General features: G+C 60.8%; 16 protein-coding genes. 14 read left to right on the top strand and 2 right to left on the bottom strand.

Translation table 11 applies throughout. The features are described 5' to 3' along the window. Positions 1-3: 3 nt before the first annotated feature. The 3 genes from HK20_RS02130 to HK20_RS02120 are packed head-to-tail and all read left to right on the top strand — an operon-like array spanning position 4 to position 7,612. The gene (locus HK20_RS02130; protein WP_233129039.1) at positions 4-1,932 is read left to right on the top strand and encodes a tetratricopeptide repeat protein; all 1,929 of its coding nucleotides are present in this window, start codon (positions 4-6) and stop codon (positions 1,930-1,932) included. 15 nt (positions 1,933-1,947) lie between these two features. Continuing rightward, positions 1,948-4,614, top strand: coding sequence for a DNA mismatch repair protein MutS (gene mutS, locus HK20_RS02125; RefSeq protein WP_086645451.1), 2,667 nt, complete (start codon positions 1,948-1,950; stop codon positions 4,612-4,614). Positions 4,615-4,660: 46 nt separating this feature from the next. Continuing rightward, positions 4,661-7,612, top strand: a complete 2,952-nt coding sequence (locus HK20_RS02120; RefSeq protein ID WP_086645450.1) for a [protein-PII] uridylyltransferase — start codon at positions 4,661-4,663, stop codon at positions 7,610-7,612. On the opposite strand, the gene HK20_RS02115 is transcribed toward HK20_RS02120, so the two are convergent. After that, positions 7,604-8,476, bottom strand: a complete 873-nt coding sequence (locus HK20_RS02115) for an NUDIX domain-containing protein (RefSeq protein ID WP_086645668.1) — start codon at positions 8,474-8,476, stop codon at positions 7,604-7,606. The genes HK20_RS02120 and HK20_RS02115 overlap by 9 nt on opposite strands. A 181-nt stretch (positions 8,477-8,657) precedes the next feature. Here HK20_RS02115 and HK20_RS02110 point away from each other — a divergent pair, with 181 nt between their 5' ends. The 4 genes from HK20_RS02110 to fusA all read left to right on the top strand — a co-directional run bounded on the left by HK20_RS02110 (position 8,658) and on the right by fusA (position 13,525). Continuing rightward, positions 8,658-10,400, top strand: a complete 1,743-nt coding sequence (locus tag HK20_RS02110) for an ABC transporter ATP-binding protein/permease (protein WP_198943870.1) — start codon at positions 8,658-8,660, stop codon at positions 10,398-10,400. A gap of 64 nt (positions 10,401-10,464) precedes the next feature. Beyond that, the gene (locus tag HK20_RS02105) at positions 10,465-10,779 is read left to right on the top strand and encodes a hypothetical protein (protein ID WP_165925432.1); all 315 of its coding nucleotides are present in this window, start codon (positions 10,465-10,467) and stop codon (positions 10,777-10,779) included. 120 nt (positions 10,780-10,899) lie between these two features. Next, the gene (gene rpmB, locus HK20_RS02100; protein ID WP_086645448.1) at positions 10,900-11,205 is read left to right on the top strand and encodes a 50S ribosomal protein L28; all 306 of its coding nucleotides are present in this window, start codon (positions 10,900-10,902) and stop codon (positions 11,203-11,205) included. A 232-nt stretch (positions 11,206-11,437) separates the two neighbouring features. After that, on the top strand, positions 11,438-13,525 hold the full coding sequence (fusA, locus tag HK20_RS02095) for an elongation factor G (protein WP_086645666.1): 2,088 nt from the start codon (positions 11,438-11,440) through the stop codon (positions 13,523-13,525). Between the two features lie 273 nt (positions 13,526-13,798). On the opposite strand, the gene HK20_RS02090 is transcribed toward fusA, so the two are convergent. After that, entirely contained in the window at positions 13,799-16,597 is a 2,799-nt protein-coding gene (locus tag HK20_RS02090) for a phosphoenolpyruvate carboxylase (RefSeq protein WP_086645447.1), read from the bottom strand. A gap of 77 nt (positions 16,598-16,674) precedes the next feature. Here HK20_RS02090 and HK20_RS02085 point away from each other — a divergent pair, with 77 nt between their 5' ends. From HK20_RS02085 to sufU, 7 genes are all read left to right on the top strand, one after another. Then, positions 16,675-18,045, top strand: a complete 1,371-nt coding sequence (locus HK20_RS02085; protein ID WP_233129038.1) for a DUF445 domain-containing protein — start codon at positions 16,675-16,677, stop codon at positions 18,043-18,045. Positions 18,046-18,305: 260 nt separating this feature from the next. After that, positions 18,306-18,770 (top strand): SUF system Fe-S cluster assembly regulator, encoded by a 465-nt coding sequence (locus HK20_RS02080; protein ID WP_086645445.1) that lies wholly within the window; start codon positions 18,306-18,308, stop codon positions 18,768-18,770. A gap of 3 nt (positions 18,771-18,773) precedes the next feature. Continuing rightward, on the top strand, positions 18,774-20,258 hold the full coding sequence (gene sufB / locus HK20_RS02075; protein WP_086645444.1) for a Fe-S cluster assembly protein SufB: 1,485 nt from the start codon (positions 18,774-18,776) through the stop codon (positions 20,256-20,258). Positions 20,259-20,271: 13 nt separating this feature from the next. Next, positions 20,272-21,042: a Fe-S cluster assembly ATPase SufC gene (gene sufC / locus HK20_RS02070; protein WP_086645443.1), complete on the top strand. Its 771-nt coding sequence runs from the start codon at positions 20,272-20,274 to the stop codon at positions 21,040-21,042. After that, entirely contained in the window at positions 21,039-22,319 is a 1,281-nt protein-coding gene (gene sufD, locus HK20_RS02065) for a Fe-S cluster assembly protein SufD (RefSeq protein ID WP_086645442.1), read from the top strand. The genes sufC and sufD overlap by 4 nt, the downstream gene beginning before the upstream one ends. Then, entirely contained in the window at positions 22,316-23,569 is a 1,254-nt protein-coding gene (locus HK20_RS02060) for an aminotransferase class V-fold PLP-dependent enzyme (protein ID WP_086645441.1), read from the top strand. The genes sufD and HK20_RS02060 overlap by 4 nt, the downstream gene beginning before the upstream one ends. Further along, the gene (gene sufU, locus HK20_RS02055; RefSeq protein WP_086645440.1) at positions 23,566-24,024 is read left to right on the top strand and encodes a Fe-S cluster assembly sulfur transfer protein SufU; all 459 of its coding nucleotides are present in this window, start codon (positions 23,566-23,568) and stop codon (positions 24,022-24,024) included. Before HK20_RS02060 ends, sufU begins: the two co-directional genes overlap by 4 nt. Positions 24,025-24,032 lie beyond the last annotated feature (8 nt).

Here is a 24,032-nt window from a genome sequence, read left to right as displayed (position 1 = left end):
CGCGTGAACGGGAAAAAAACGGATCAGGACCCTCCGCTGGCGCCGGCGGATATGGCGCTGGCCTGTCTGGCGCGGGGGGATGCCGAGCAGGCCGAATCCCTTTTGCGCGCGCATTTGCGCCTTAACCCGGCGGATGCACAGGGCTGGCACGCCATGGCCTGTATTGCCCGTGCCGGGGGGAATGCAGCGGCCGCAGTAGCCCTTGCGGGCAAGGCGGTGGAGCTGGCGGGGGAGCCGTTTTTTTATATCACGCTGGGGTTGGCCCTGCTGGAACTGGGGCATGTGGAGCAGGCGCGGGCGGCGGCCAATGTGGCCGTGCTTGCAACGCCCGCAGACCCCCGCGCGCATGACGCCATGGGCCAGATACTGGAAAAGTCAGGCCGCCTGCCCGAGGCCGAGCAGGCCTTGAAAAAAGCACGCACCCTGCGCCCGCTGGAGCCAGCGCGGCACATGGCGCTGGCGGCCTTTCTGGCCCGGCATGGGCGGGTGGAGGAGGCAATCAGCCTGTCCGCCCGGGCACTAAGGCTGGCGGGGGAGGATGTTGCCGCCCATAACCTGCATGCCATGCTGCTTGAGCGTGCCGGGCGCATGGGGGAGGCGGAACCGCATTTCCGGTATGTGGCGCAGGCCATGCCGGATAACCCGCAGGCTCTGGCAAACCACGGGGCAGCCCTGTTTGCCATACGGGATTATGAGGGAGCGGAGCAGGCCCTGCGCCTGTCAGCCGCACTGGCCCCGGATGTAGCGGAAACCCTGACAAATCTGGGACTTGTGCTTATGGCGCAGGGCCGGTTGCACAGTGCCGGGCAAGTGCTGGAAGCCGCCTACAGGCAGCGCCCGGATGATGCCCGGCTAGCACTTAATTATGGCACGGTGCTGATGGACCTTGGCCATACACAAACCGCGCGGGACCTGTTTACACAGGCCATGCAACGGGCCACCACGCTACAGGACCGGGCACGTGCAACGCTGGACCTTGCCGGCCTTTGCCTGTCTGTCGGGGAGTTTGCGCAGGGGTGGGCGCTGTTTGAAGCGCGCCGGGACCTGCTGGCACCCCCACATTGTGTAGCCAGCATGGCGCAGTGGGATGGGCGCGCCACAACAGGTGCCGTGCTGCTCTATGCGGAGCAGGGGCTGGGCGATGCCTTGCAGTTCCTGCGCTATGTGGGGCTGGCGGCCCAAAGGGCACGGGTTAGCCTGCTGGTGCCCCAGAGTATGCACGCGCTTGTGCGTTGCCTGCTCCCCCAATGGGGTGGGCGTGTGCAGCTTTGCTGGCCGGAACAGGCAAGCCACGCGGAGGCATGTTGCAGCCTGTTAAGCCTGCCCCAAAGGCTTGGGGTGGCAAGCCCTTTTGCCTGGCAGCCTGACCTTGCGTGTTTTGCAGGGCCAGTTCCGCCATGTGTGGGGGAGGGGTTGCGGGTGGGGCTGTGCTGGTCAGGTAACCCCAGCTACCAGTTTGACCGCAGGCGCTCGCTTGCTCCGGCCCTGCTGGGCGGGCTCGCTGCTGTAAAAGGCGTGAGTTTTCAGGCTTTGCAGCCCTGTTCGCGGCTGGAGGATGTGCCGCTACCACTTAGCCCCCTGCCAGCGGGGGACCTGCTGGCCACGGCCCGGCTCATAGCCGGGCTGGATGTGGTGGTGAGTGTGGACACCATGATTGTTCATCTGGCGGGGTTGCTGGGCAAACCCACCCTGTTGCTGAACCGGTATGCAGGGGACTGGCGTTGGGCAGCGGCCTCTACCCTTCCCGCAGGGGGCACGGCTTCCCCCGGTGCGCTGGAGCGCAGCGTGTGGTACCCTTCGGTCCGGATTGTCCGGCAGCCTGCCCCGGAGGGGGATGTTCCCAGTTGGCACCACCCGCTTGCAACGGCCGCACACTGGCTGGAGCAGGCAGTGCTATGCAAAGAGCAGGGCGGTTGCTCCCACGAATTGTAGCTTTATGATGCAGGCATGACACGTATCTCTCCCGATGGCGCTACGCCAGCCATGGCGCAGTGGTTTACGCTCAAGGCGGAAAATCCCGAAGCCCTTCTGTTCTTCCGCATGGGCGATTTTTACGAACTGTTTTTTGATGACGCCACGGCAGCCGCCGCCGCGCTGGATATTGCCCTGACCGCCCGTGGCAACCATGGGGGCGAACCCATAGCCATGTGTGGCGTGCCCGTGGCTGCGGCCCCGGCCTATCTGTCTCGCTTAATCCGCCGGGGGTTCCGGGTTGCGGTGGCCGAACAGACGGAGGTGCCGCGCAAGGGGCGCCCCGCCAGCAAGGGGCCGCTGGCACGTGGCATTGTGCGGGTGGTAACGCCCGGAACGCTCACGGAGGATGAACTGCTGGAGCCGGGCCGCTCCAACCTGCTGCTCGCACTGGTCTGCCCCGCTGGGGCAGATAAAGGCAAACGCCGCAAGGATGCCCCGGCCGAAGGTGCAGGCCCGCTTGGTGCTGCGTGGATTGACGTATCCACCGGCCTGTTTGAGACAGCAAGCCTGCCCGCCACGGCCTTGCCTGCCCTGCTGGGGCGTTTGGACCCGGCGGAAATTCTGGCCAGTGCCGCCGTGGAACTGGGCGATTATGAAGCCCGGCGCGCGCCCGAGGCCACATTGCCCGCCCCCGGCAGTGCCCGCCAGCGCCTGGCTGCAGCCTTTGATGTGGCGAGCATTGAAGCCTTTGGCACTTTTTCGGACGAGGAGAGCGTGGCTGCAGCCATGGCGGTGGACTATGTGCGCCGCTCGCAGGCTGGCAAACTGCCACGGCTGGCTCACCCCATTGCACAAAGCCAGAATGGCGTGCTGGGCATAGACCCGGCTACCCGCGCCAGTCTGGATATTTTGCGCGCGCGCGATGGCGGGGTGGAACACACCCTGTTTACAGCCATTAACCGCACGGTCAGCGCTGCCGGGGCGCGCATGCTGGCGGAATGGCTGGCCTCCCCGCTGACGGAGGTAGCAGCTATTGCCGCCCGGCAGGAGGGCTGGTGGTGGCTCAAGGACCACGCCGCCCGTTGTGCAGCACTGCGCGATGCGCTGAAAAAAGCGCCCGATATTGCCCGTGCGCTGGGCAGGCTCTCGCTCGGGCGGGGGCTCCCGCGTGATATGGCCGGCATACGCGATGGGCTGCACGCCGCGCGTGAAGCTGCCCGTATTCTGGCAGGGCCAGACGGAGGGGATGCCGTCCAGCTCCCCACGGTTCTGGCGCATGCCATGGGCTGGCTGGGTGCGGCCCGTGCGCTGGAGGCCGAGTTGCACACGGCACTGGCGGAGGAACTGCCCGCCCGGCTTGATGATGGTGGCGTGATTGCCGCAGGCTATGATGGGGAGCTGGATGAACACCGTGCCCTGCGCGATAACTCGCGCCGCCTGATTGCCGCCTTGCAGGCGGAGTACGCAACCCGGTTTGGGGTTTCCAACCTTAAAATCCGCCATCACGCCCAGCTTGGCTACGTTATGGAAGTGCCTGTGGGGGCCAGTGCGCGGCTCAAGGATAATCCCGACCTTATTCTGCGGCAGGGCACGGCCAGTACGGCCCGCTTTGCCACGGAGGAGCTGGCCAGCCTGAACGTGCGCATTACCGAGGCAGCAGAAAAAGCCGCCCAGCGCGAAAAGCAGGTGTTTGCGGAGCTAACGGCCAAGGTGCTGGCCGAGCGGGAACTGCCCGAACTGGCTCAGGCACTGGCGGTGCTGGATGTGTTGCAGTCCTGTGCGGCACTGGCCACGGGTGGAACATGGTGCCGGCCCGACGTGCGTGAGGATACCGCGTTTGACCTGCAAGGCTGCCGCCACCCTGTGGTGGAGGCGGCCCTGCCGCGGGGCGCGCGCTTTACCCCCAATGGCTGCGTACTGGCCCCAGAACGTCGCGTTATGCTGCTGACAGGGCCGAACATGGCCGGTAAATCCACCTTTTTGCGGCAGACGGCGCTGGCGGTCATTCTGGCACAGGGGGGCTTTCCCGTAGCGGCGGATTCCGCACGCATCGGGGTAGTGGACCAGCTGTTCTCGCGCGTTGGCGCATCGGATGATCTGGCGCGCGGGCGCTCCACTTTTATGGTGGAAATGACCGAAACCGCCGCCATTCTCAATCAGGCGGGGCCGCGCTCGCTTGTGGTGGTGGATGAGATCGGGCGGGGGACCGCAACGCTGGATGGGCTGGCCATTGCATGGTCGGTGCTGGAGGCCCTGCATTCAACGGTGCGCTGTCGTGCAATTTTTGCAACCCACTTCCACGAACTCTCGCGGCTGGTCGATACGTTGCCCCGTTTGTGCCTGCATACAATGGCAGTGCGGGAGTGGCGCGGGCAGATCGTTTTTTTGCACGAAGTGCTTGCAGGATCAGCAAAAAAAAGCTGGGGTGTGCATGTGGCGCGGCTGGCTGGCGTGCCCGTAAGCGTGGTGGAGCGGGCCGGCCGCCTGCTGCGTGAACTTGAGCGTGCTGAAAATACCATACCCGAACCATTACCGCTTTTTGACACACAGAAGACATTACCCCCACCATGCGAAAATACGTTAAAGAAACGATTGATGGAGATTGACCCGGACAGTCTGACCCCAAGGGCCGCGCTGGATATGCTGTACGACCTGCGCAGGCTGGCCGGGCAGGATACAGACACATCTGCTGCCGGCTGATCCCCTCCAACCCCCGACCGTTCCCAGGAGCTGAACCCGTAACCCTATGCCCACCTCTTCCGCACAGGCTGCCGCCGGGCAGCAAACCGACATGTCCGTTCTGGCGACCCTGACGCCAGAAGCCCTTGCCGCATGCCTGACGCGGGAGTTGAGGGACGCCACACCAGATGATGCCGCCATCCCCCCAAGGGATGAGGCCGTGGCTATTTTCCGGCGGCATCTGGGGCGTTATCAGGCGGATGTTCGCAAACGGTTTGAGCAGTATGAGCTCAAGGGGGCGGCAGCCGCCAAAACCCTTGCGACCTTTGCCGACGTTATGCTGCGCGCCATTGTGGACTTGGCCGTGCGGGCGACCACAGTAGACGAACCACCAGCCATGGGGGGGCGGTCGGGGTTTGCCGTGGCGGCAACAGGCGGGTACGGGCGCGGGCTGCTGGCACCGTTCAGTGATATTGACCTGCTGTTCCTGATCGCGCAGGGCGCGGGTGAGCGTGCTCACCCGGTGGTGGAATATGTGCTGTATTTTCTGTGGGATCTGGGGGTCAAGGTTGGCCACGCCACCCGCACGATAGATGAATGTATTGCCGAGGCATCCAAGGATACCACGGTCCGTACCGCCCTGCTGGACGCACGCCTGCTGGATGGGGATACAGCCCTGTTTGCCATGTTCGAGGCCCGCTACATCCTCTCCTGCGTGGAGGCGGGGGCTGCGGGATTTATTCATGACAAACGGCGCGAGCGGCTGGAACGGCACCGCAAGTTTGGGGATAGCCCCTATCTGGTCGAACCCAACATAAAGGAAGGCCGGGGCGGGCTGCGGGACCTGCAGACCCTGTACTGGATGTGCCGCAACACCTTTGGCACCCGCCATGTGCGTGACCTGCTGGCCCCGGAATTTATATGGATGGGCCTGCTGACCGAGCAGGAAGCCGCCCGTGCCCGCCGGTCGTGGGATTTCCTGTGGACCGTGCGCCTGCACCTGCATTACGTGGCCGGGCGGGCGGAAGAACGCCTGACCTTTGACATGCAGCCTGTTATTGGCGCGCGTATGGGCTACACCCGCCACGGCCGCCAGAACGGGGTGGAGCGGTTTATGCGCCACTACTTCCTGACCGCGCGGGAAGTCATGCGTCTGACCCATGTGCTCGAACCCGCCGTACTGCGGCAGGCGCAGGGCCCGGTGGCCAATGCCGCCAAACCGGACGAAGCCATGCGTGAGGCAGGCTTTACCCTGCTTGACGGGCAGATCCTGCCCGACCGGGGCGTGTCCTTTGATCAGGACCCCATTAAAATGATGCAGATTCTGGACTGGGCGCGCCTGCGCCGCCGTCCACTGCACCCGCTGGCGCGGCACCAGCTTATCCGGTGGGAGCGCCGGGCCATTACCCTGCGCGACAACCCGGAGGCCGCGCGCATCTTCCTCGACCTGTTGTGTGGAGACACGGCAGAGGAGGAGCAGCGCCCGCGCAGGCGTGGGGCGGCCCTGCCTCCGCCAGCTCCTACGGAGGAGAACTCACCGGTTTATTCCGCCGCGTATGGCAGCCATCCACCATCGGGCCATTCCTACTGGCTCCATATCCTGAACGAGACCGGGATTTTTGGCCGCCTTATTCCCGACTGGGCGCGTATTGTCGGGCAGATGCAGTTTGACACCTACCATGTGTTCACGGTGGATGAGCATACGGTAGAAGCTATTCGTATTCTGGACGAAGTGGCCGCCGGGCGCATGGCGGACGAAATTCCCATTGCATATGAGCTGATCAAGGGCCTGCATTCGCGCCGCGCGCTGTATATGGCCGTGCTCCTGCATGACGTGGCCAAGGGGCGTGGCGGGGATCATTCGGAAATCGGGGCTGAAATTGCCGCCGAACTCTGCCCCCGTCTTGGCATGTCGGGGGAAGAGACGGAAACAGTCTCATGGCTGGTTCTGCACCACCTCCTGCTCAGCCATACCGCCTTCCAGCGTGATATTGACGACCCCAAAACCATTCTGGACGTTGCAGATATTGTGCAGTCCCCCGAGCGGTTGCGTCTGCTGCTGTTGCTGACCATTGTGGACATGCGCGCTGTAAGCTCGCGCGTGTGGAACGCGTGGAAGGCAACCTTGCTGCGGGAGCTGTACCTGCGTGTGGCGGAAGTTCTGGCCGGTGGCCTCTCCACCACCGAGCGCGACGTACGTGTGCGCCACGCCAAGGATGTAACAGCCGAAATTCTGGGCGAAGAGGGTGTGCCCCAGCGTGACATCGAGCACTTTCTGGGGCTGGGTTATGCAGGGTACTGGCTGTCGTTCGATTACGAGACCCACAGCCGCCATGCCCGCCTGATCCGTGATGCCGATGCGCGTAGCGCCCCCCTTACGGTGGAGGTTCTGCCCCTGCCAGCGCGGGGTGTGACCGAGGTTACCGTCTATACGGTGGACGTACCGGGCCTGTTTTCCAAGATTGCAGGGGCGCTGGCGTTGGCCGGGGCCTCCATTGTGGATGCGCGCATCCATACCATGACCCACGGCATGGCGCTCGATACGTTCTGGATTCAGGACACATCAGGCCAGGCGTATGAAGAAACACACCGTCTGGCGCGCCTGACATCCCTGATCGAGCAGGGGTTGAGCGGGCAGCTTGATATTGGGGCCGAAATTGCACGGGCAGGCTTTGGCCATATGCCGCTGCGCATGCGGGCCATCCATGTGCCCCCACGGGTGGTGGTGGATAACGGCGTGTCCAACACGTACACGGTTATCGAGGTTAACGGTCGCGACCGCCCCGGCCTGCTGCATGACGTTACCGCAGCCATGAGCCGGGAGAACCTCCAGATCGCCTCTGCCCATATTACCACCTACGGCGTGCGGGCGGTGGACGTGTTTTACGTTAAGGACCTGTTCGGCCTGAAGATTACGGACAAGAAGCGGCTGGAGGAAATCCGTGAACGTCTGCTGGCCGGGTTAAAGGAGGCGGAGGCCGAGGCATCCGCCTGTGCTAACGCCCGTTACTCAGCCTGAAGTTACGCTCCGGCCCGGGCTGGCGGGTGATAGCCCTTTGTCCAGCCCGGTACGTAGTTCCATGCCCTGCGGGCTGGTAGGGTCAATCAGCCCGGTGCGCAGGAACAGGTCGATCAGCACCAGATTGACGTTGAACTTGAACTCATACGTATCCCGCACAATGCGGTAAGCCTCGCTCAGCGGGATCAGGGCAAAGCTTTCTACCTCGCCATCGGCGGCGGTTGGCTCAAAGCTTTCGGGTAGGTACAGGTCATAGCAGTATAAAATATCGCGCCGCAGCCCTTCTGGGCGGTTCAGGGCATAGACCAGCCGCCCGGCCTGCACGGCCTGCTCCGCCAGTGGGCCGGGTATGCTGGCTTCTTCTGCGGCTTCCTTGACCAGTGCCTCACGCGGGGTGTGGCCTGCGGGCATGCCGCCTGCCACCAGATGGTCCAGTTTGGAAGGGTCCAGCCGTTTGTTGGCTGCCCGCCGCCCGGTCCACAGGTGCAACCCATCTGCCTTGCGGACAAGGCCATTCATATGCACACCCGTTGCCACAAACCCGAACAGGGGCAGCGCTCCGCGGTCTATGCGGCCTACAACGGGCTGGTCCATGTCGGGATAAACATCAAACAGTTCGTGGTGGGATTTGTAAAATCCCTCTCTGGCAAGCTCTTCCCCCAGTGCTTCAAGCCCTTTGGGGTGGGGAATGTTAAAGCCCTTGTCTGGCGTGCCAAAGCCAGCCTGCTCCATACGGGCGAACAATTCGGGCGCCAGCCAGCCAGAAGGCGTGCCGCCAAGGGCAAGGGGGGCGCGCCCACCCGGAAGAGTAGCCGTGTTGCAGTCCGTCAGATGGCGGAGGAACGGGTTGGCATGGGAAGGCATAAGGGCAAAGGTCCTGTTCTTGCTGTGCCAGACACGAATGCTGTTATCGGGGCATAAAACGGGCATGGCAAGGTGGCAGGGGGTTGCAAAAACTGCCTGACGTGCCACATCCGGGGGCATGTCCCCCCGTAGAGCAGTGTCTGGCCCACTCAATAGGCCGGTTTCCTATACTTTTGCCCGTTTGTTGCCCTATCTGTGGCCACAGGAGAACAAGGCCCTACGCTGGCGTATGGCGCTGGTGCTGGTTGTTCTTGTGGCCGGAGAGCTGGCTACGCTGTCTGTGCCCATTGTGTATAGCAAGGTGGTGGACAGGTTTGTGCACCCCAACAGTCTGGCCATGGCACCGGCACTGCTTATCCTGTGCTACGGGCTGGTGCGCCTTGTGTCCGGCGCGTTGACCAACCTGCGGGATTCCCTGTTCGCCCCCGTGCGCTTCCGTGTGGCACGGCAGGCGGCCTATCGCAGCTTTGCGCATATGCATAAGCTTTCCCTGCGCTTCCATCTGGACAGGCGCACAGGGGGTGTTACGCGCGCCATAGAGCGTGGCACGGAGGCGGTAGAAACGCTTTTGCGCATGCTCATGTCCCTCTCGCCCACCATTTTGCAGGCCTTGCTGGTGATGGGGGTGATCTGGCGGCTGTTCAACTGGACCTATGTGCTCATGATCGCGCTCATGATCACGGCCTATATTGTGTTTACGGTCCGCTTTACCTCGTGGCGGCTGGGTATCCGCCGCCGTATGAACGACACCAACACCGAGGCGTCTGGTCGGGCGCTGGACAGCCTGCTCAATTACGAAACTGTAAAATATTTTGGCAACGAGGAGCATGAGGCCCGGCGGTACGACAACGCGCAGGCCCGCTACGAAAAAGCGGCCATGAAAACCCAGTACTCGCTAGGGGTGCTCAACTTCGGTCAGGCTGCCATTATTGCCATATCCCTTGCCGCAATCATGCTGCTGGGCGGGCATGATGTGGAGGTGGGGCGTATTACGGTGGGTGAGTTTGTTATGGTCAACACCTACCTGCTCCAGCTTTATGGCCCGCTCAATTTTCTGGGTTCCGTGTATTCGGGTATCCGCACCGCTCTGGTCGATCTGGAACATATGCTCAGCCTGACGGAAGAGGTTGTGGAAGTGGCAGACCCGGCCAGTCCGCTCCCCATTGCCACGCAGCTGGCGGACTCTGCCCCGGCGCAGGTGGCGTTCCGTGATGTGCACTTTGGCTACCGCCCCGAGCGGGAGATCCTGCACGGCGTCAGTTTTGATGTGCAGCCGGGGCACAAGGTGGCCATTGTGGGGAGCACGGGGGCAGGTAAATCCACCATAAGCCGCCTGCTGTTCCGTTTTTACGATACATGGTCCGGGGCGGTTCTGGTGGATGGGCATGACGTGCGCTCATACCGTCAGGCGGACCTGCGTGCGGCCATAGGCGTTGTCCCGCAGGATACCGTGCTGTTCAATGACAGCATAGGCTACAACATCGCCTACGGGCGTCTGGGGGCTACGCCCGAACAGGTGGAGGAAGCCGCCCGACTGGCCCAGATCCATGATTTTATCATGACCCTGCCCGAAGGGTACGAAACACAGGTGGGCGAGCGTGGCCTCAAGCTCTCCGGTGGGGAAAAACAGCGCGTGGCCATAGCCCGCACGATTTTGAAAGACCCACGCGTTCTTGTGCTTGACGAGGCCACCAGCGCGTTGGACACACATACGGAAAAAGAAATTCAGGCAGCGCTTAAAACCGTTTCCGCCCACCGGACAACCCTTGTGATCGCTCACCGGCTCTCCACTGTTGTGGATGCGGACGAAATTCTGGTCATGGGGCAGGGCCTGGTTGTGGAGCGTGGCACGCATGCGCAGTTGCTGGCGGCACAGGGCCAGTACGCAGCCATGTGGGCTGCACAGGCCACGGGGGAGGGCTGACCTGCTGATTGTTGCCATCCCGCCGAATCCGGCAGATGCTGCACAGAACGTAAGGAGTAAAAACATGGCGGATAACCACGCACACGCCACGACTGGGGCGGAAAATGCAGCACATGCCGGGCAGCGCCCCGAAGTGCCCGAAGACCTTGCTCGCTGCGCAATGGTGATCGAACACGCCATTGACCATTTGCGGAATGAGAAGTTCCCGCCACTGGCTGTGGCCTCGGCATTGCTTGGCGGATCGCTGGGTGTGATGGCCCGCAGTATGGACAAGGAAACCATCCTGCGTATTCTCGACTCTGCCGCGCAAAGCGTGCGTTTGGGTGATGTTCACGCCTCCGTTCTGGCCGATGGTGGTGAGGAAAGCGAGAAAGCCTGAGCTTCAACCCTTGACTGAGGGCGACGGCTAATGTCATAAGCCGCGCCAATCCTGAATGTGGTCGCCGGGCGTTTGTCTCGGCCCTCTAGTTCCTTTTTTGTTTAAGACAAGGATGAGACAATGTCCCGTCGTTGCCAGATCACCGGCAAAGGCGTGCTGACCGGAAACAACGTCAGTCATGCCAACAACAAATCCCGTCGTCGCTTTCTGCCCAACCTGCAGGAAGCTTCCCTGACGTCCGAAATCCTGGGCTCCGCCGTTCGCATGCGCGTTAGCGCACGTGGCCTGCGGACCATTGAACACAATGGTGGTCTGGATTCCTTCCTGCTGAGCACGCCTAACCGCAAGCTCCCCACGGAAGCACAGGTCATCAAGCGTCGCGTTCTGCGCGTGCAGGCCAAGAAGCAGGCTGCCGCAGGCGTCTGATTCAGGGCTTTGTCTATTCCGTAGGAACCGGGGTCTGCCACATTAGGTGACAGAACCCGGTTTCTGCGGTTCAGGCGCCTGCCACTCCTTGTCAGGCGCTTTTGTCTATCGGCCGGTGTCCGGCAGCCAGCTTTCTGAAAGCAATAATTTTCAGGGGGCGTTCAAGGCGTTCGGCGGCCACAGGCGCGAAGGTTTGTTCCTGTCGCGCCTTACCTGTTTTCTGGAGGTTTTCGTGTCCGCCACAACTGATCTGTCCAAGATCCGTAATATCGGTATCACCGCGCACATTGACGCGGGTAAGACAACCACGACCGAACGCATTCTGTACTACACCGGCGTGTCCCACAAGATTGGTGAAGTGCACGAAGGTAACACCACCACAGACTACATGGCCCAGGAACGTGAGCGTGGTATTACCATCACCTCCGCCGCCGTGACCTGTGACTGGAAAGATCACCGGATCAACATCATCGACACCCCCGGACACATCGACTTCAACATCGAAGTGAACCGCTCGCTGCGCGTGCTCGATGGTGCCGTGTTCATCATCGAAGGTGTTGCCGGTGTTCAGCCGCAGTCTGAAACCAACTGGCGTCTGGCTGACCGTTACAACGTTCCGCGCATCATCTTCATCAACAAGCTCGACCGTACCGGCGCAGACTTCTACCGTGCATTCGACACGCTGAAGGAAAAGCTGGACATCGTTGCTATCCCCCTTCAGCTGCCCATCGGTGCGGAAGACCAGTTCCTCGGCGTTGTCGATCTGGTGGAAATGAAGGCCATCATCTGGGAAGGTGGTGAACTGGGTGCGAAGTTCCACGACGAAGAAATTCCTGCCGACCTGAAGGAAAAGGCTGCCGAAGCACGCCAGAACCTGCTGGACACGGCCCTGGCTGTTGATGAAACCGCCATGGAAGAATACTTCGAAAAGGGCGACGTTTCCGTTGAAACCCTGAAGCGCTGCATCAAAAAAGGCGCCATTTCGGGTGAATTCCGTCCGGTTCTGTGTGGTACGGCCTTCAAGAACAAGGGCGTGCAGCCCCTGCTCGACGGGATTGTTGACTACCTGCCCGCTCCTAACGACGTTGAAGGCATTCGTTGCGCTCCGCCGGAAGGTGAAGAAGAAAACGAAAGCGCACAGCCCATCCTGCCGGTTGACCCCGATGGCAAGTTTGCTGGTCTGGCGTTCAAGATCATCAACGACAAATACGGCACGCTGACCTTCGTGCGCGTCTACCGTGGCGTTCTCAAGACCGGTGACACCGTTCTGAACACCACCAAGGGCCACAAGGAACGTATTGGCCGTATCTATCAGATGCACGCTGACAAGCGCGTGGAACTGAGCGAAGTGCACGCTGGTGATATTGCTGCGTTCGTGGGTCTGAAAGACTCCCAGACGGGTGACACGCTGGCCGATCCTTCCGATCCGGTTGTTCTGGAACGCATGTCCTTCCCGGTTCCGGTTATCGACATCTCCGTTGAGCCGAAAACCAAGGACGCAGTGGAAAAGATGACACTGGCCCTGCAGAAGCTGGCTGGTGAAGATCCCTCCCTGCACCTCAAGACCGACCAGGAAACGGGCCAGATCATTCTGTCCGGCATGGGCGAGTTGCATCTGGACATCATCATCGACCGTCTGCGTCGTGAATATGGTGTGGATGCAAACGTGGGTGCGCCGCAGGTTGCATACCGCGAAACCATCTCCAAGCCGCACACGGAAACCTATACCCACAAGAAGCAGTCTGGTGGTTCGGGTCAGTTCGCAGAAGTGAAGATTTCCTTCGAGCCGGTTGAACGGAACGAAGGCATCTCGTTCGAGAACAAGGTTGTTGGTGGTACCGTGCCGAAGGAATACATTCCTGCGGTGGAAAAAGGTATCCGCATGCAGTCTTCCACAGGTGTTCTGGCTGGATTCCCCACGGTTGACTTCAAGTTCACCCTGCTTGACGGCAAATACCATGACGTTGACTCGTCTGCGCTGGCGTTTGAAATCGCTGCAAAGGCCTGCTTCCGTGAAGGTATGAAGAACGCCGGTCCGGTTATTCTGGAACCGATCATGGACGTGGAAATAACCACTCCGAACGATCATGTTGGTGACGTGGTGGGCGATCTCAACCGCCGCCGTGGTATGATCCAGAGCCAGGAAACCTCGGGTTCCACGGTTATGGTTCGTGCCCATGTGCCGCTGAAGGAAATGTTCGGTTACATTTCTCACCTGCGCTCCATGACCAAGGGCCGTGCGTCCTTCACCATGCAGTTCCATCACTATGATCCGGTGCCCCGTAACGTGGCAGACGAAATCATGGCGCAGTCCCGCTAAATTTTTCATCCTTCGGGTTGGAAAAACAACAAGGCCGCCTCCCTTCGGGGAGGCGGCTTTTTTGTTGCGTGCGTATCGGGACAGCACAAAGCCATACGCCGGGTTGAGTTCTGTATTTTGGAAGAGGAAAAAGGGAAGGGAGCGCTGGCTCCAGTTCCCATTGTAGCAGCATCGGAGTGCCGGCATGCTCCTCCCGGAGGAGTTGGTAGTCTGTGTGTTGGTCAGGCGCTGTGGCGGCAAACGGTGGTGCGCTTGCCGCCCGGATAGGAGCTGTTAGCCAAACTCACCAATATCATGCATGAGCGCTACGCTGATCTCGCGCAGGAGATCGAACATCTGGCCCATGGGGGTAAAGATGTCGCGGTGTTCGCGCACGTAAATGCCTTCTTCACGCGGGCCACGTGGCTCGTGGAAATCCAGATCGGACGGTCCGGTGCCTGTGGGGAAGATGAACTTCATTTCCTTCAGAACCGTAGGAATATCCAGACACAGGATATGCTGCATCATCATCTCGTGGTTGAAACCACCACGCGGCATGAAGAAGGGAATACGGCACGCCAGCAGCCAGATGCGCTCGATCAGCATGATCCGTATGGCATGGAGCAGACGAATGCGCGGCTCCGTGCGCGGGGCATGCTGCCATGCTTCACGCAGGGCCAGATGATCCGCCTGAATGCGGCGGAACATGGTATGCAGTTCCGCAGAGAGGTTCAGGCCTTCCAGCCCCCCCATAAGGGCCAGAAAAGCTTTCTGCCGTTTGGGAGATGTTTCCTCTGTTGCGCGGTCCAGCCAGAAGCCGGGGTCCAGCATACACACAACGCTCTTGAGCACCTTGTCATCCGAGCAGGCAAGGGCATGGCGGGCAAAGTCCAACGCGCGGTGGAAGCGGGGGCTGGAGGTGTTGAGTGTTTCAAATGTTTCGGGGTGGCGCTGGGCGGCTGCCCCCAACCCCTGCAAGGTATTGGCGCACCAGCCAAGCTGCTGGAGAATGGCGTTGTTGGGGATGGCCCGCAACTGGCTGGGGTGCGTGATCCGGCTACGGGTTGCTGCCTCCGCACTTTGCCGTGCGGGTGGGCGGGAGCCGGTGCGATCAATCAGGGATGGGCCAAAAGCCCCCAGCAGGGCTGCGTAGCCGGGGTCAGCGACCAGCCCTTTCATGTTGTCGATCACGCTGGAGAAGAAGTCGGCCGAAAAGTCCGGATGGTCGTAAATGGGGTCACTTTTCTGCTGGTCGCTCAGGAACAGGTTTTCCGCAATGGTTGCCATGGTGGCGGTGGCCAGTTCCGGGCTGCCGAACAGCAGGTAGCCATCCCCACCCTGAAAAGCGGTTTCCTCGCGGCAGTGGATGTTCGAGCTTTCAAAGCGCTTCCGCACATGGGCGGGGGAGAGGTAGTCCAGCCGGTCTGCCATGCGGAAGGGGTGCGCGCCACGGCCTATGCTTTCGCCGTGCGTGTCAAAGAATACGACTTCAACATCGCTCAGGTCCCAGCGTACCAGCAGGTCATGGATGTGTAGCCGCAGCCGTTCGATCTGGTAGGAGGCCGCAAGCTGGCCAATATAACGCCCGGAATCCGAATAGCCGAACTGGAAGCATATCCGCCCGACGCGGCGCACGTAATCGCGCCATGTGGGGGAGCGGAGCGCTTCCTCCACAATGTGTTCGCCTTTGACCAGAGCATCTTCTGTTTCAAACAGCGGCGAAATTTCAATACGGTCGGCAACTCCAAAATAGGTTGCAATCCAAAGGGCCGTCAGCAGGGTGTAACCGGTTTCGGTCTCGGCAATCAGGAAGCGGACGGGGGTATCGGAATCCACGTATTTGACAATCTGGGCGATTGTCATCATCAGCCGCCCGGCCGATGAGGGGTCGCTGAGCAGGGCGCCAAAGTCCACCGGTACGGGGGTTACGCTTTCCAGCGCATCGTTCACACGGTTGAGCAGGGCGCGGCGCTGGGCCGGGTTGGTCGGGTCGTCCAGCAGGTTCAGCTTCTGGCGGACAAAGTTATGGATCTGGCTGGCGTTCAGCCGGACATGGGTGTGTGCCAGCCCAAGGCCGTGGGCCATAAACCCGGCCCGTGCCACCGCAAGGGGGAGCTGGGCGGAAGGGGGAGCATTTTCAATAGCGGTCTGCAACAGCGCGTTCAGGTCGGATGCGCAGGTCAGTGCCGTTGTGCGGCCATTTACCAGCAGTTCGGCAAAACGGGCTACCGCCTGCCCATCCGTTGCACCGTTAGGGACTGCGCTAATCTGGGCTTTAACGCAGTCTATGGCTTTTTGGAGTGTCTCTGTCAGTTCAGGGGCCAGAACGCCCTCGTGGGTAATCTGGCGTTCGAGCCGCATGAGCTGGAACAGCTTCATGCGCAGGCGCAGGCGCAGGGTGTCCCACCAGCCTATGTCCGTGCGGCCATCCGTATCGTAGCCCACCCAGCTTGTGGCAATGACCGGGCGGGGGGAAAGAGTGGTCCACTCCTGCGGCCAGGTGTTTTTGGCGGTGGTGAGCAGGGCGGCGTTAAGCTGGTCTATGGCATCCCGCGCACGGGTAATGGCCTGCACGGCCAGCGTGAACTCTTCCTCCAGCGTTGGGTGAACGCTGCGGCGGTGGGTTGCAAAAAACGGTGCGGTTTCGGGCGGAATATCGCGCGAGGCACTCTGGGCCAGTGCTTCGTACACCGGGTTGCTCAGGGCAAAGGTCGGGTGAGCCGTAAACACAGCGGCAAAACGGATGGAGGAAACAAGCTGGCTATACGCCGCAAAGGAGGGCGTGGGCAGGCTGGTACAAAGCTGCTCGGCAACATGGCGCAGCTTGTCCTGTGCGGTATCAAGCGTGGCACCGCCCACATAGCGGTGCAGGTGGCGCGCGCGGTTTAGAAAAGCCTGATCGCGCAGGGTGCGCACCAGCTGGGTGACATCCTCAAACGTGATTGTCCCACTTTCCAGTGCATCACTGAGCCGCAGGGCCGTGCCCATAACGGGGTTGGTGCCTTCCGCCGGAGTGCCGGTAGAGGACATGTTGGCAATGGAGGCGAGCACGCTCCCGATGCGAGGGGGAAGGGTAGAAAAATCCGTGGTCATGGCGCGCTCTATATCCTTGCGGATTGAATCGGAAAAGAAACAAAACGTTCGGGCAACAATTTATTCGTCAGCTTTTCATGTCTGCTTTCTGTGCGCAACCGCCTCACGCACACTTGGGGTGGCGGTGGGGGAGTGCTATTCATAATTCCATGACAGCGCATACCGACACGGAAGCAGACATTGCCGCCCGGCAGACACTCCGGCGATACCAGAATGCAGCTACAGGGCTGCTGGTTGCCATGGGGGGAATGACTGCTCTGGGCTATGCCGCCCCGGCTGCGGGCTGGGTAAAGGATGGTTTTTTTCTGGAAATGTTCCGTGCCGGTGCGCGGGCCGGTGTGGTCGGGGGGGTAGCTGACTGGTTTGCCGTTGTGGCCCTGTTCCGCCACCCGCTGGGGCTGCCTATTCCGCACACCGCCATTCTGCCCGCGCAAAAAGACCGTCTTGCCCGCGCCCTTGGGCGGTTTGTGGCCAGTCAGGTATTTACCGCCAAGGAGGTCGAGCGTGTGCTGGCCAAGGTGGATGTGCCCGGCTTTATTGCCAATCTGCTGGAAGACCCCGCAACACAGGATGCGGTGGTGGGGGCCATGGCGCGCTCCATGCCGCAACTGCTGGACCGGCTGGAAGATGGCAGGGCCAGCAACGCCATAGGCCGGATTATGCCGGGCCTGCTGGGTGGGAGCGACCTGTCCCCCGTTATTGCCAAGGCGTTGCGCAGCCTGGTTGATGATGACCGGCATCAGGAGGTGCTCTCCTACTTCCTCAGTCAGCTCAAGGACGGGCTGAAGGCCAAGGAAGGCGCTCTGCGCGACATGATTGAAGACCGCGTGCGGGAGCAGGGGGGGCGTATTCTGGGCTGGGCCATTGGGGGTTCGATTGCCACCAAGGTGCTGAGTGCCGCAGCACAGGAACTGGACCGAATCGATCCGGAAAATTCCAGCCTGCGCGAAGGCTTTACAAGCTGGGTGAGACTCCAGATCGACCGGATAGAAACAGACCCAGAGCGTGGGCGGGAGTTTACGCAGGCCGTGACCTCCGTGCTGTCGCACGAAAGTGTTGTGGGCTGGTGGGGGGACATCTGGCTACGCTTCCGCCGCATGGTGGAGGCCGATGTGGAGGACCCGCAGGGACGCATTGCCTGCCTGCTGCGCGATGCACTGGCGCGTATGGCCGGGCAGTTGCGGAATGACGAGGTATTGCGCCAGCGCATTGTGGAGCGTGTGGACAGCACAATTGGCAAGGCCCTGCCGTTTGTGCGCGACCAGATGGCCGAGTTTATTGCCCGCGTTGTATCGGGCTGGAACGCGGTCGAAATTGCAGAAAAGCTGGAGCTGCGTGTGGGCAAGGACCTCCAGTTCATTCGTTTTAACGGCACACTGGTCGGGTTTGCGGTGGGGGCGCTGCTGTTTGCCATTCTCCGGCTGACATTCGGGATTAACGCGCAGTAAGTCCTGTTTTGTGTCTGGTGGTTCAGGGCGAGGCAAAAGTTAGCCGCATGGCACTTGAGCGGATATGGAAAGGCTTGTGCCGCAGGGATAGGCGTAAGCTTGGATAAAGGCAGTTCTGCGGGGAACCGCAGATCACATATGCGTTGAAAGGCTGGAGTGAGCTGCCTGTAACAGGACGTTTTGGGTTGACGTTGGCAACGCTTGTCGCCATGTATCCGAAACAGGACCATTCAGGTCTTTAATTAGGTGAAAGCCGGATTATGCTGAAACTTTCCCGTCTGGCGGACTATGCGATCGTCATACTTGTTAAACTGGGGGAACAGGACGGTGTGGTGACATCCCCAGCCCTTGCCGCCATTACGGGTGTGCCTGAACCCACGGTTGCCAAGGTGCTCAAGGTTTTGTCAGCCCATGGTTTTGTGCTCTCCCAGCGTGGCGCAAAAGGTGGTTATCGTCTGGCCCGGTCCCTGGCGGATATGTCTGTTGCCAGTGTGATTGCCGCAGTTGATGGCCAGATCGCCCTGACCGCCTGTGTTGGCGGGCGTGAGTGCGATACCGGTCTGTCCTGCGGTTTGTGTGGTAGCTGGGACGTTATCAACACGGCAATACGCTCAACACTGGAGGGAATCTCGCTGGAAAGCATGCGCCCCAAGGAGGCATGCTCCACGGTTCTCTCCCAGATCAACAAGCTCAACGCGACCCACACAGTACGGGAAGGGGCCTGAACAATGCCAGCAGTGACACAAACGCGCGAAGCCGTAGAGAAGCTGGGCCAGTCCACGTACAAATGGGGTTTTGAAACCGACATAGAAATGGACATGGCTCCCAAAGGGCTGAATGAGGACATTATCCGTCTGATTTCCAGCCGTAAGGAAGAGCCGGAATGGATGCTGGAATGGCGTCTGGCCGCCTATAAAACATGGCAGGCCATGGAAGAGCCAAAATGGGCCAAGGTCGCTTTTCCTCCCATTGATTATCAGGATGCGCATTATTACGCGGCACCGCGTAAAAAGCCCGGTCCCAAGTCTTTGGACGAGGTGGACCCCGAGCTGCTGCGTACATACGAAAAGCTGGGTATTCCCCTGCATGAGCAGGCTCTGCTGGCCGGGGTGGAAGTGCCCGAGGGCGAGCGCATGCCCGTGGCCGTGGATGCGGTGTTTGACAGTGTTTCCGTTGCCACCACCTTCCGCAAGACGCTGGAGGAAGCGGGGGTCATTTTCTGCCCGATCTCCGAGGCGGTCAAGGAACACCCCGATCTGGTGCGTAAGTACCTGGGTACGGTGGTGCCTGCGGGGGACAACTTCTTTTCCGCCCTCAATTCCGCCGTGTTTACGGATGGTTCGTTCGTGTACGTGCCCAAGGGGGTACGCTGCCCCATGGAGCTGTCCACCTACTTCCGGATCAATGCCAAAAACACCGGGCAGTTTGAGCGGACACTGATTGTGGTGGAGGAAGGGGCTTCCGTTTCCTACCTTGAGGGCTGCACGGCCCCCATGCGTGATGAAAACCAGCTCCATGCCGCTGTGGTGGAACTGGTGGCCATGGATGATGCCTCCATCAAATATTCCACGGTGCAGAACTGGTACCCCGGCGATGAAAACGGGCGTGGCGGGATTTATAACTTTGTAACCAAGCGCGGCGCATGCCGTGGGGCACGCTCCAAAATATCCTGGACGCAGGTGGAAACCGGCTCGGCCATTACGTGGAAGTATCCTTCCTGCATTCTGCAGGGGGAAGGCTCGGTTGGCGAGTTCTACTCCGTGGCGGTCACCAATAATCACCAGCAGGCCGACACCGGCACCAAGATGATCCACCTTGGCCGCAACACGCGCTCCACCATTATTGCCAAGACCATTAGTGCCGGCCGTTCGGACAGCACGTATCGTGGTCTGGTGCGGGTGCAGCCCAAGGCCTCTGGCGCACGCAACTTTACCCAGTGCGACAGCCTGCTGATTGGTGACCAGTGCGGGGCGCATACCGTGCCGTATATTGAAAGCCGCAACATGAATGCGCGCATCGAGCACGAAGCAACAACATCCAAGATTTCAGAAGACCAACTGTTTTACTGCCGCCAGCGTGGCCTGTCCGAGGAAGACGCCGTCGGCCTGATCGTAAACGGTTTCTGCCGTGACGTTCTGAAGGAACTGCCCATGGAATTTGCCGTGGAAGCGCAAAAACTGTTGCAGATCAGCCTTGAAGGCAGCGTGGGTTAAGGGAGAGCAGAGTATGAGCCAGTTTTTGGAAATTTCCGGCCTGTGCGCGCAGATTGATGCGGATGGGCAGAAAAAGCAGATTTTGCGTGGTGTGGACCTGAGCATCCCGCCGGGTGAAGTGCATGTGATCATGGGGCCAAACGGCTCGGGCAAATCCACGCTCTCCTATGTTCTGGCCGGGCGGGAGGAGTACGAGGTAACAGCTGGTACCGCCACCTTCCACGGGCAGGACCTGCTGGCCATGGAACCGGAAGAGCGCGCTGCTGCGGGCCTGTTTCTGGCGTTCCAGTCCCCTATCGAACTGCCCGGTGTTAACAATGCCAACTTCCTGCGCACTGCGGTTAATGCCGTGCGGCGCGCACGCGGGCAGGACGAACTGGATGCCGTGGCGTTCCTGAAGATGGCGCGTGAGGCGGCCAAAGCCCTTTCCATGGCGCCGGACATGCTCAAGCGTAATGTGAATGTCGGCTTTTCAGGTGGTGAGAAAAAACGCAACGAAGTGTTGCAGATGACCCTGCTCCAGCCAACCTTTGCCATTCTGGATGAAACAGATAGCGGGCTGGACGTGGACGCCCTGCGCATTGTGGCAGAAGGGGTGAACCGCCTGCGCGCGCCCACCTTCTCGGCGCTGGTTATTACCCATCATCAGAAGCTGCTGGATTATCTGGTGCCAGACCGCATTCACGTTATGGCCCGTGGGCGGATCATCCTGTCTGGTGGGCCGGAACTGGCCCGCCAGATTGATCAGGAAGGCTACACCAAGTTTCTGGCGGAGGTGGCGTGAACGCACTCAGCAAAGATATGTCTGGCCCGTTAGCGCTCTTTGCAAACAGGCTGAACACCCTTGCCGGGGCAGAGCGGCAATCTGCCGCCGGCGCTCTGGCCAGAACAGGCCTGCCCGACCGTAAGGTAGAGGCATGGCACTACACAACCCTGCGCGCTTTGGGCAAGCAGGACTATGCCGCCCCCCCCATGCAGGTGGAGGCCAGCACGGTCCGCTCCCTGCTGGACGGGGTCTTGCAGGCCCACCCCGCCATGGCAGCCCTGCCTCGGGTGGTGTTTGTCAATGGCCGGCATGCGCCCGCCTTCAGTGCGCTGCCTGATGACGTTGATCTGTCCTTTTTTGCGGATGATCCCCAGTTTGGCCAGCAGGCCGCCCCCGACCGGGACCCGCTGGTAGCCCTGAACACCGCATTGGCGGAGGATGGTCTGGTACTGCGTGTACCCGCGGGGGTGGATGCGGGGCATGTCATGCTTATCTCCCTTGGCGTTGCAGGGGCGGACCCGCTTTCTTTCCACCCACGGCACACGGTTGTGGTGGAAAAGGAAGCCCATCTGCGGCTGATCTGCGTGCAGGCGGGGCAGGGTGCGTATTTCCATAACCCGGTTACGGATATTCAGGTCGAAGACGGCGCAACGCTGGAACACCTGACCTTGCAGACCGAAGGCGCGCAGGCTGTCAGCCTTGGCACCCTGTATGCCCATGTTGGCCAGCAGAGCGTGTATGACAGCTTTGTGCTGGGGCTTGGTGGCCAGCTTGTGCGGCACGAGGTACATGCCCGTCTGGCGGCAACCCGTGGTGTTGTGCATGTGAATGGCGCACAGCGTCTGGCCGGGCAGCAGGTGGGGGATATTACCAGCGTTATTACCCACGCGGCATCGGACTGCACATCGCGCCAGACGGTGCGTAATGTGCTGGATGGCCATGCGCGCGGTGTTTTTCAGGGCAAGGTGCTGGTCGAGCGCATCGCCCAGAAGACCGATGGCTACCAGATGAATCAGGCTCTGCTGCTCTCCCCCCAAGCGGAAATAGACGCCAAGCCTGAACTCGAAATCTATGCTGATGATGTGCGGTGCAGCCACGGTGCGACTGTTGGTGCACTGGATGATGACCAGCTTTTTTATCTGCGCAGCCGTGGCATTCCCGAGCAGGAGGCCCGCCAGATGCTGATTGATGCTTTTCTGGACGAGGCCATCGCCCTTGTGGAAGACGCAACGGCACAGACCTTCTGCCGTGCGGTTATGGCAGCGCGGTTTGCCGGTAAGGGAGAAAGCGCATGAGCACGCATACCCCCACAACCCACGCGCACGCACAGCTGGACGTGCAGGCCATTCGCCAGCAGTTCCCCATTCTGGGGGAAAAGGTGCATGACCGACCGCTGGTTTTTCTCGATAGTGCTGCTTCGGCCCAAAAGCCCAATGCGGTGATCGACAGCATGGCCAGCACCATGCGGCACCAGTATGCCAACATCCACCGTGGCCTGCACTGGATGAGCGAACGCACGACCGAGGCGTATGAAGGTGTGCGTGATCTGGTGGCCGACTTCCTCAATGCGCCCTCGCGCGAGGAAATCGTGTTTACCCGCAACAGCACCGAAGCCATCAATCTGGTGGCCCATTCCTTTGGTGCGCTGCTTAAACCCGGTCAGGCGGTTCTGATCTCCCAGATGGAGCATCACGCCAACCTTGTACCCTGGCAGATGCTCCGTGACCGGGCCGGTATTGACCTGCGCGTTGCCCCGATCACCGATGACGGTGATCTGGACATGGACGCGTACACGGCCCTGCTGGCAGATGGCAAGGTTGCCCTTGTGTCCATTACGCACATGTCCAATGTGCTGGGCACCATAACGCCAGCAAAGCAGATAGCGGACATAGCCCATGCCGCCGGTGCGCTGGTGTTGTTTGATGGCAGCCAGTCCGTTGTGCACCACAAAACGGATGTGCAGGAACTGGGGGCGGATTTTTACACCTTTACCGGCCACAAGCTGTACGGGCCTACCGGCATTGGTGTTCTGTGGGCGCGGCGTGACCTGCTGGAGCAGATGCCGCCGTTCCTTGGTGGGGGGGATATGATCTCCACCGTCACGTTTGAACGTTCCACATGGGCCAATATTCCCCACAAGTTTGAGGCAGGAACCCCGGCAATTGTGGAAACCATTGGTCTGGGCGCTGCCATAGACTGGGTGAGCAAGATCGGGTTTGACGCCATTGCCGCGCACGAGGCGGAACTGACCGCCCATGCCCTCACGCGGCTTGCGACTGTACCGGGCCTGAGCATTGTGGGGCATCCGCGTGTGCGGGGTGGGGTGGTATCCTTCACCATGGCTGATGTGCACCCGCACGATATTGCCACCCTGCTGGACCGCAACGGCATTGCCATACGGGCCGGGCACCATTGCGCCGAACCGCTGATGCGCCGTCTGGGCCTGAGTGCCACAGCCCGCGCCAGCTTTGGGATTTACACCCAGAAGGAAGAAATAGACGTGCTGGCGGATACACTGGTGCGGATACGGGACTTTTTTGTGTGAACACCACCACCGCAGAGCGTGATGCCCTGTATGACAGGCTGATTGTGGAGCGTGCCCGCGCTCCCCTTTACGCCGGTCGGCTGAGCGCGCCAGACGTGCAGGGTGATGGCCGTAACCCGCTATGCGGGGACAAAACACATCTGGATATTGCGCTTGACGGGCACCATATTCAGGACATCAGGCACAACACGCGTGGGTGCGCCATTTGTGCCGCCGCTGCGGACCTTATGGCCGAGCATGTGCGTGGGAACACCGTTGCTCAGGCACTTGCGGTGTCAGACCGTTTCAGGGCCATGCTGGTAGGCTCACCATCGCTCCCGGTGGTGGAGGCCCAGCCAGCCCCTTTGGGCGCGCTGGAGGTTTTTGCTCCATTGCAGTCCCATAAAGCAAGAATACGCTGCGCAGAACTGCCTTGGATTGCGCTGAAGGAGGCTTTTTCTCATGTCGATGGTTGAAGAAGGCG

The sequence above is a fragment of the Acetobacter sp. DsW_54 genome, assembly GCF_002153575.1.
In the GTDB taxonomy this organism is placed as follows: Bacteria; Pseudomonadota; Alphaproteobacteria; order Acetobacterales; family Acetobacteraceae; genus Acetobacter; species Acetobacter fabarum.
This window is presented reverse-complemented; position numbering and strand designations above follow the sequence as displayed.